The 6,814-nt window shown below is 31.9% G+C and carries 4 protein-coding genes and 12 tRNA genes; 14 read left to right on the top strand and 2 right to left on the bottom strand.

Translation table 11 applies throughout. The features are described from left to right. Nucleotide 1 precedes the first annotated feature (1 nt). From RH95_RS04515 to RH95_RS04450, 14 genes are all read left to right on the top strand, one after another. A tRNA-Met gene (locus tag RH95_RS04515) sits at nt 2-78 on the top strand. A 41-nt stretch (nt 79-119) separates the two neighbouring features. After that, nucleotides 120-194 (top strand) — tRNA-Glu (locus tag RH95_RS04510). A gap of 4 nt (nt 195-198) precedes the next feature. Further along, nucleotides 199-274 (top strand) — tRNA-Val (locus RH95_RS04505). Between the two features lie 6 nt (nt 275-280). Further along, a tRNA-Asp gene (locus tag RH95_RS04500) sits at nt 281-357 on the top strand. A gap of 37 nt (nt 358-394) precedes the next feature. Beyond that, a tRNA-Thr gene (locus RH95_RS04495) sits at nt 395-470 on the top strand. Between the two features lie 23 nt (nt 471-493). Next, nucleotides 494-579, top strand: a tRNA-Tyr gene (locus RH95_RS04490). A gap of 23 nt (nt 580-602) precedes the next feature. Then, a tRNA-Gly gene (locus RH95_RS04485) sits at nt 603-676 on the top strand. Between the two features lie 5 nt (nt 677-681). After that, nucleotides 682-758 (top strand) — tRNA-Arg (locus tag RH95_RS04480). Nucleotides 759-772: 14 nt separating this feature from the next. Continuing rightward, nucleotides 773-848 (top strand) — tRNA-Gln (locus RH95_RS04475). Nucleotides 849-860: 12 nt separating this feature from the next. After that, nucleotides 861-936, top strand: a tRNA-Lys gene (locus tag RH95_RS04470). A gap of 20 nt (nt 937-956) precedes the next feature. Continuing rightward, nucleotides 957-1,045: transfer RNA gene (locus RH95_RS04465), tRNA-Ser, on the top strand. A 59-nt stretch (nt 1,046-1,104) separates the two neighbouring features. Beyond that, nucleotides 1,105-1,180: transfer RNA gene (locus RH95_RS04460), tRNA-Lys, on the top strand. A gap of 264 nt (nt 1,181-1,444) precedes the next feature. Further along, nucleotides 1,445-2,401 (top strand): threonine ammonia-lyase, encoded by a 957-nt coding sequence (locus tag RH95_RS04455; protein WP_010245028.1) that lies wholly within the window; start codon nt 1,445-1,447, stop codon nt 2,399-2,401. Nucleotides 2,402-2,415: 14 nt separating this feature from the next. Further along, the gene (locus RH95_RS04450) at nt 2,416-3,597 is read left to right on the top strand and encodes a pyridoxal phosphate-dependent aminotransferase (RefSeq protein ID WP_010245025.1); all 1,182 of its coding nucleotides are present in this window, start codon (nt 2,416-2,418) and stop codon (nt 3,595-3,597) included. A 220-nt stretch (nt 3,598-3,817) separates the two neighbouring features. Here RH95_RS04450 and RH95_RS04445 read toward each other — a convergent pair whose 3' ends face one another. Both RH95_RS04445 and RH95_RS04440 read right to left on the bottom strand, forming a co-directional pair. After that, nucleotides 3,818-5,533 carry a vWA domain-containing protein gene (locus tag RH95_RS04445; RefSeq protein ID WP_010245022.1) on the bottom strand — a complete coding sequence of 572 codons (1,716 nt, stop codon included), beginning with the start codon at nt 5,531-5,533 and terminating at the stop codon, nt 3,818-3,820. Then, nucleotides 5,526-6,434, bottom strand: coding sequence for an AAA family ATPase (locus tag RH95_RS04440; RefSeq protein WP_010245019.1), 909 nt, complete (start codon nt 6,432-6,434; stop codon nt 5,526-5,528). Before RH95_RS04440 ends, RH95_RS04445 begins: the two co-directional genes overlap by 8 nt. Nucleotides 6,435-6,814: the final 380 nt, after the last annotated feature.

The raw sequence follows: 6,814 nt of genomic DNA, 5'->3' as shown, positions 1-6,814 counted from the left end.
TGGCGGCGTAGCTCAGTTGGCTAGAGCATACGGTTCATACCCGTAGTGTCAGGAGTTCAAATCTCTTCGCCGCTACCATTTAAAATACGGTTTGTGTTACATGAACCGCTACCAAATAAGGCCCTGTGGTCAAGCGGTTAAGACACCACCCTTTCACGGTGGTATCCCGAGTTCGATTCTCGGCAGGGTCACCAGAATGGACGCATAGCTCAGTTGGGAGAGCATCTGCCTTACAAGCAGGGGGTCATAGGTTCGAGCCCTATTGTGTCCACCAAGAAATGGCCTGGTAGTTCAGTTGGTTAGAATGCCAGCCTGTCACGCTGGAGGTCGTCGGTTCGAACCCGATCCAGGTCGCCAATAAAAATTAGTAAGTATAAAAAATGCAACTAATTAAGCTGGTGTAGCTCAATTGGTAGAGCAACTGACTTGTAATCAGTAGGTTAGGGGTTCAAGTCCTCCCACCAGCTCCAATAAAACTTATGGGAAATCACATGGAGGAGTTCCCGAGTTGGCCAAAGGGGACGGACTGTAAATCCGTTAGCTTAGCTTTCAGTGGTTCAAATCCACTCTCCTCCACCAAATAACTTAATAAAATTATTTATGCGGGTGTAGCTCAGTGGTAGAGCCCCAGCCTTCCAAGCTGGTTGCGAGGGTTCGATTCCCTTCACCCGCTCCATATAAGCACCTATAGCTCAGTAGGATAGAGCAATGGACTTCTAATCCATGTGCCGGGGGTTCGAATCCTCCTAGGTGCGCCAAACCTAAAAAGCATTGGGGTGTAGCCAAGTCGGTAAGGCACCAGACTTTGACTCTGGCATGCGTAGGTTCGAGTCCTGCCACCCCAGCCAATTTAATAATATGACCCATTAGCTCAGTCGGTAGAGCACTTGACTTTTAATCAAGGTGTCGCGCGTTCGAATCGCGCATGGGTCACCATTTTAAAATTTTATATTTGTGGAGAGGTACCGAAGTGGTCATAACGGGGCGGTCTTGAAAACCGTTAGGGTGCAAGCCCACAAGGGTTCGAATCCCTTCCTCTCCGCCATTTTTAATCTGTGAATGTCACAGATTTTTTATTGAAAATTTCATATATTTGTTTTATGTGACCCATTAGCTCAGTCGGTAGAGCACTTGACTTTTAATCAAGGTGTCGCGCGTTCGAATCGCGCATGGGTCACCATTTTTTTATTCAAAGAAATATCTGTTAAAGAATATTTTTTATCACCAACAAATATTTTAGAACTATTTATTTTAGTATAAAGTATAAAGAACTTTTTTGAGAACTTCATTTTAAAATTTGGAGTTCTTTTTTATTTGTTATAATCTTAGATAAATTAGTTTGATGATATATTAAAATATGATTTTACAAATTCTCTTTATCATATTATAATTTTTATAATATAAAAAATTAGCAATGTAAAAGATTTTAAAAGGGAGGAAAATTTTGGATTATAGAAATGGTTATAAAGATATTTTAAAGGCTAGAGAGAGAATTAGAGATGATATTTATGAAACACCTCTTGTTAGACTTAATTATGTTTCAGAATATCTTGGGACAAGCGTGTATGCAAAACTTGAAAATATGCAAAAGACAAATTCTTTTAAAATTAGAGGTGCTCTAAATAAAATTAAAAAGCTTTCTAATGATGAGTTAAAGGGTGGAGTGATAACTGCTTCTAGTGGAAATCATGGAAAAGGTGTTGCAACTTGTGCAAAGATGCTTGGCATTCCTGCAAAAATCATTCTCCCTGATACTGCGACTGAAATAAAAAGAAAAATGATAAAAGATTTAGGCGCTGAAGTAATTATTTCAAGTGTTGAAGAGAGATTTATAGTTGCAAATGAAATTGCTAAAAAAGAAAATATGACTTTTATTCATCCTTATGATGACGAAGATATTTTGAAAGGTCAAGGTACTATTGCTGTTGAAATTTTAAATAAAATGGATCATTTAAAAATGATTGTTCCAATTGGAGGAGGTGGTCTTATTTCAGGTATAGCAATGTACACAAAGGGTGTAACAAGGTGGAGTGAGGTAATTGGTGTTGAGCCAGTTAATATAGCTAGATACACTAGATCTTTAAAAGAAAATAGACCAACTGAAGTAAAAAAAGGAAAGACTCTTGCCGATGGACTTCAGTCAATTAAACCAGGCGATAAAGTTTTTTCCATTGTAAGGGATTTAGTAGATGATGTTGTAACTTGTGAAGATAAAAATATTAAAAAAGCTCTTGATTTGTTGTATAATAAAGAAAAATTAATTGTTGAGCCTTCTTCTGCAATTGGACTTGGTGCAATTTTGGAAGGTAAAATAAAATATGATAAAAGAGATAAGTTAGTATTAATAGTTACAGGTGGAAATATAGAGGGAAGCTCTGTTGAAAAAATAATTAATTCATAATGTTGGAGGGAAGTATGAAAAATTTTATTTGTGAAAAGTTTAATAAAGTAGCGCCGTCAGGAATTAGAAAGATAAATGAAAAGACTCTTGAAATGGAAAGAGATGGAAAGAGAGTTTATCACTTTGAAGTTGGAAGACCTGACTTTGATACTCCACAGGTTATAAAAGAAGCAACTATAAAGAGCATTGAGAGAGGAGAAGTTTTTTATACTTCTAATTTTGGAATAATGGATCTTAGAGAAGCTGTTGCAGATAAACTTAGAAATGAAAATAATTTAGATTATTCTGCAAAAGAAATTTTAATAACAGCTGGTGCAAGTGAGGCAATTTATGATTCATATTCATTAATTTTGGAAGAGGGAGATGAAATTTTACTTCCAAATCCATGTTGGCCAAATTATATAAATACAGCTCATATAATGGGAGCAGAACCAAAGTCTTATAATCTTTCAGAAGAAAATGACTTTCAAATAGATTTTAAGGAATTGGAAAATCTTGTATCAGAAAAAACTAAGGCAATTGTAATTATTACACCATCTAATCCAATTGGATCAATGCTTACAAGAGAAACTATTGAAAAACTAGCAGATTTTGCAAAAAAAAAGGATCTGCTTGTGATTTCTGATGAGATTTATGAAAAGATTATTTATGGTGATAGGGAACATTTTTCAATTGCATCTGTTGATGGAATGAAAGAAAGAACTATTACAATAAATGGTTTTTCAAAAACTTTTTCCATGACTGGTTTTCGTCTTGCATATATTGCAGCATCAGAAGATTTTATTAAAACATTAAATATTATTCATCAACACAATACATCTTGTGCAGCATCCTTTGTTCAACACGCAGGTGTAACTGCTCTTAAGGATGCAGAAGATGATGTAGAGAAAATGGTAAAAGAATATAAGAGAAGACGTGATTATATTGTAGAAAAGGTAAATTCAATTGAGGGTCTTAGTTTGAATAATCCTGACGGTGCATTTTATGCCTTTATAAATATAAAAGGTGTAGGTGTGAGTGCAGAAGAATTTTGTGAGTACCTTTTAAACGAAGAGTGTGTAGCTGTTGTTCCAGGTACAGTATTTGGAACAGCAGGAGAAGGCTTTATTAGATTTTCTTATGCAAGTAGTTATGATGATATTGTAGAAGGTCTAAAGAGGATGGAAAAAGCCTGCAAGCATTTTATGAGTAAATAAGATTTTTATGTTGATAGTTGAGTTGCAAAATGAATAAGATGATGACAATTAGATTAATTAGAATTATCTTTGAAATTGTATCAGTGTTGCTTTAAAGACTTTCAAATAATGAAAATTTAATTTATTCAATAAGTCTAGTAAAATTAGGATTTAAAATAGAAATAATATTAAAAAGCCACTTATTACTGCATAAGCCAGTAATGAGGGCTTTTTACTTTATCTACTCTATTTTATTTGCATATGTTTTTAGAAATATTCCCACGATTTTGTGGAATCTTGCGACATCGGTTATATAGGCATAATCGTTGCCGTAGATTTTTTTTATATTTGAACTTTCTGATTCTTTTCCGGTGAAAACTCCAAAGGTGTTTATACCTTTTAGTTTTGTAAGGAGTATCTCCTTTGACGTATCCATTACCGCAGCTTCATCTTTATAATTTTCTCCAGGAATCTTTGAGGCACCTACTATTCCAATGTCAATTTCATCAAAGGGAAGTCCATCGGTTAGGATTATTAAAAATCTTCTTGAGTCATAATTTTTTGAAATCAAGTGACGCATAAATTTTATTGCAAGTCCATCCCTGTTTGATCCACTTGGTGAGTATTTAAAGATATTTTTGTTTTTTGAGGATGGGTCATTGTAGTCTCTATATTTTTTTAGAACAATATAATTGTAAAAATTATTGTAAGAAAAAATTCTAGTCTTTATATTTAAGCTTGTCAGTGCTTCTGCTATAATATAACTTTCTGTTGCCACGATTTCCTTTCTATTATTTTGTGATGCTGATGAGTCAAGGAGAATGTCCACAAAAATTTCATTGGAATCCTTTCTATTTATTTTTCTAAAAATTTTATTCTGATTTAGCTCTTTAGCTTTCCAAATTTCTGATGGAATAATTTTTCCTGAAGTCGATTTTATTATTTCATCTTCTGATTCTTTTAGTAGAGAATTTTTTATTGTGGCAGATAGTTCTCTTATCGCCCTTTGATTTTGTAATTTATTTTCTTCGTAAAATTTTAAATTATCGAGATAATTATTTTTTTCTTCTTCAGCATAATAGGAATTTTTATTTCCAAATTCGCCACTTGGAAAATAAAATTTAATGTCATTGTGAACTCCTGTTGAAATTTCCTCTTCTATTTTATCTGAAATGTATCTATTTATATTTTCCTTTCCATAGCGTTTTTGTAGAGATTTGTAAATGTTTTGGTCACTAAAATTTTTGGGAAGAGAGTCTTCCTTAACATTTACATCTCTAAAGTCGTCGTTAAAAAATGTAAACTCTGCTGATTCGATATTGTATTTTTCTAAAAAGGTGTTGTCTATAAATTTTTTTCTTTTGTAAGGTTTATTTTTTTTAGAAGATGAATTTGATTTTATTTCCTTTTTAAATTCTTCATAATCCATGTCCCAGTTATTTGAGAGGTCTTTATTTATATGAAAATATTTTTTAAAGATATATTTTAAAAAGTCTAAATATTCACAGGTGTTCTTTGATTTAAAATTACAGATTTCATTTAACATTTCTTCCAAAATTTTTTGAACTTTGGGGTACATTCCTCTTTCTTTTTGGATATATCCAATTTTAAGTTCTGTTGTTAAAATTATTTCTTTTCGGCTTAAATTTTTCAAAATTTTGTTAAAGTGATATATTTTGAAGTCGGCTGTTCCTGGTCTTTCTATAATCATTTCTTCTGAAAAAATATTTTCTAAAATTAATTTTGAAATTTCCCACAAATCTTTTTTATTATTTAAATTATTTACAAACTTTTTGAAGAAATCATCTACTACATAAAAATCGAAGTAATTAATGGCATAGCCCAGTATGGCGGCTTCATAGGAGTCAATAGGTTTTAATGAAAAGCTAAAGATGTCATATTCATAAAAATCAGATACAGTCCAAAAAATATTTTTCAGTCTATTTTCATCATTCAAATAAATCAGCTCTATCCATATTTTTTGAAAAGAGAGTGTCAATTACATCTGTAACAATTTCTCTTTCGTAATCATCAAAGGTTTTGTCTACGATGCCGAGTTCAAGCGAGTCTTTTATATCAAGACCTCTATTCATAAGTTCTATGGAAGAAAGAAGTCCACGAAGGTCAATTGATTTGGAAGAAATTTCTGAATTTAAAGATTTTTCTTGTAAATCTAAAAATAATTTTGTAAAGATTTTTATTGCACCATTATTTAATTTTGTATTTTCTTTAAATAATTTTGCCAAGTCATTTTCAGAAATAGTTGGCATATCAATTACTAAAAATCTTGAAACAAGTGCTTCGTTTAAATCTCGAGTGCCAATGTATCCGTAGTTCATTGTCGCAATAAATCTTGTCGCATCGTGAAGATTTAATCTATCATATCCTGAAATATCCAAGACTCTTCTATAATCGAGAGTTGAGTGCACAACAGAAAGGGCTTCATTTTTTGCCATGTTTATTTCGTCAAAAACTGCAAAGCCACCTTGCTCTGCTGCTTCATAGACTGGTCCTTTTTTTAAAGTAACTTCGTTATTTTTGAAAGTATCTGATCCAATTAAATTTGCTGGATCAGAGGAGATATTAAGGGAAATTGTCCAAAGGGGTCTTTTAAAAAGGTATGCTAAATTTTCTGCAAGTACATTTTTTCCAGTTGCTTTTGGACCAGATAGAAGTATATTTTCTCCAGATAAAATTGCTACAATTGCCTTCTCCCAAGTTTTTTTGCCGTAGTATTTATATTTTATTTTTGGAATTCTATATTCAAAATTTTTATTTAAGTCATGTGTTTCTATAAATTCATCTACATCATTTAGTAGTTCTGTTGAAATGCCTTGGGAAAGTAAAAACTCTCTCATTTCATCACCTCTAGTGTATTATAACAAAAATTTATATATATAATGAAATATTTTGATATGATTTGTTTATGTGGTACAATTTGATAGAGGAAGGTGTATTTTATGGCAATTGCAAATGGAATGGCAATTTTTGGGATTGTTCTTTATGTAGCGATCTTTGTACTTATAATTTTGGCAATACTAGCACTTATAAAGTATTTGAAAAAATAACGAGGGGAAGTGTTTTATGGAAATTTCAAGCAAAATGATGATGGCATCAGTTTTTTATATAATTTTTGAAATTGCAATTTTTATACTTGTAATACTAGCTATACTTGCACTTATAAAGTATTTGAAAAAGAAATAAAATTTAAAAGTATTTGAAAAAATTTTTCCTTATG

Origin of the sequence: Peptoniphilus rhinitidis 1-13 (assembly GCF_000246925.1) — a bacterium.
In the GTDB taxonomy this organism is placed as follows: Bacteria; Bacillota; Clostridia; order Tissierellales; family Peptoniphilaceae; genus Peptoniphilus_A; species Peptoniphilus_A lacydonensis.
Note: the sequence above shows the minus strand (reverse complement) of the source record. Positions and strands in the feature narration are given on the sequence as shown.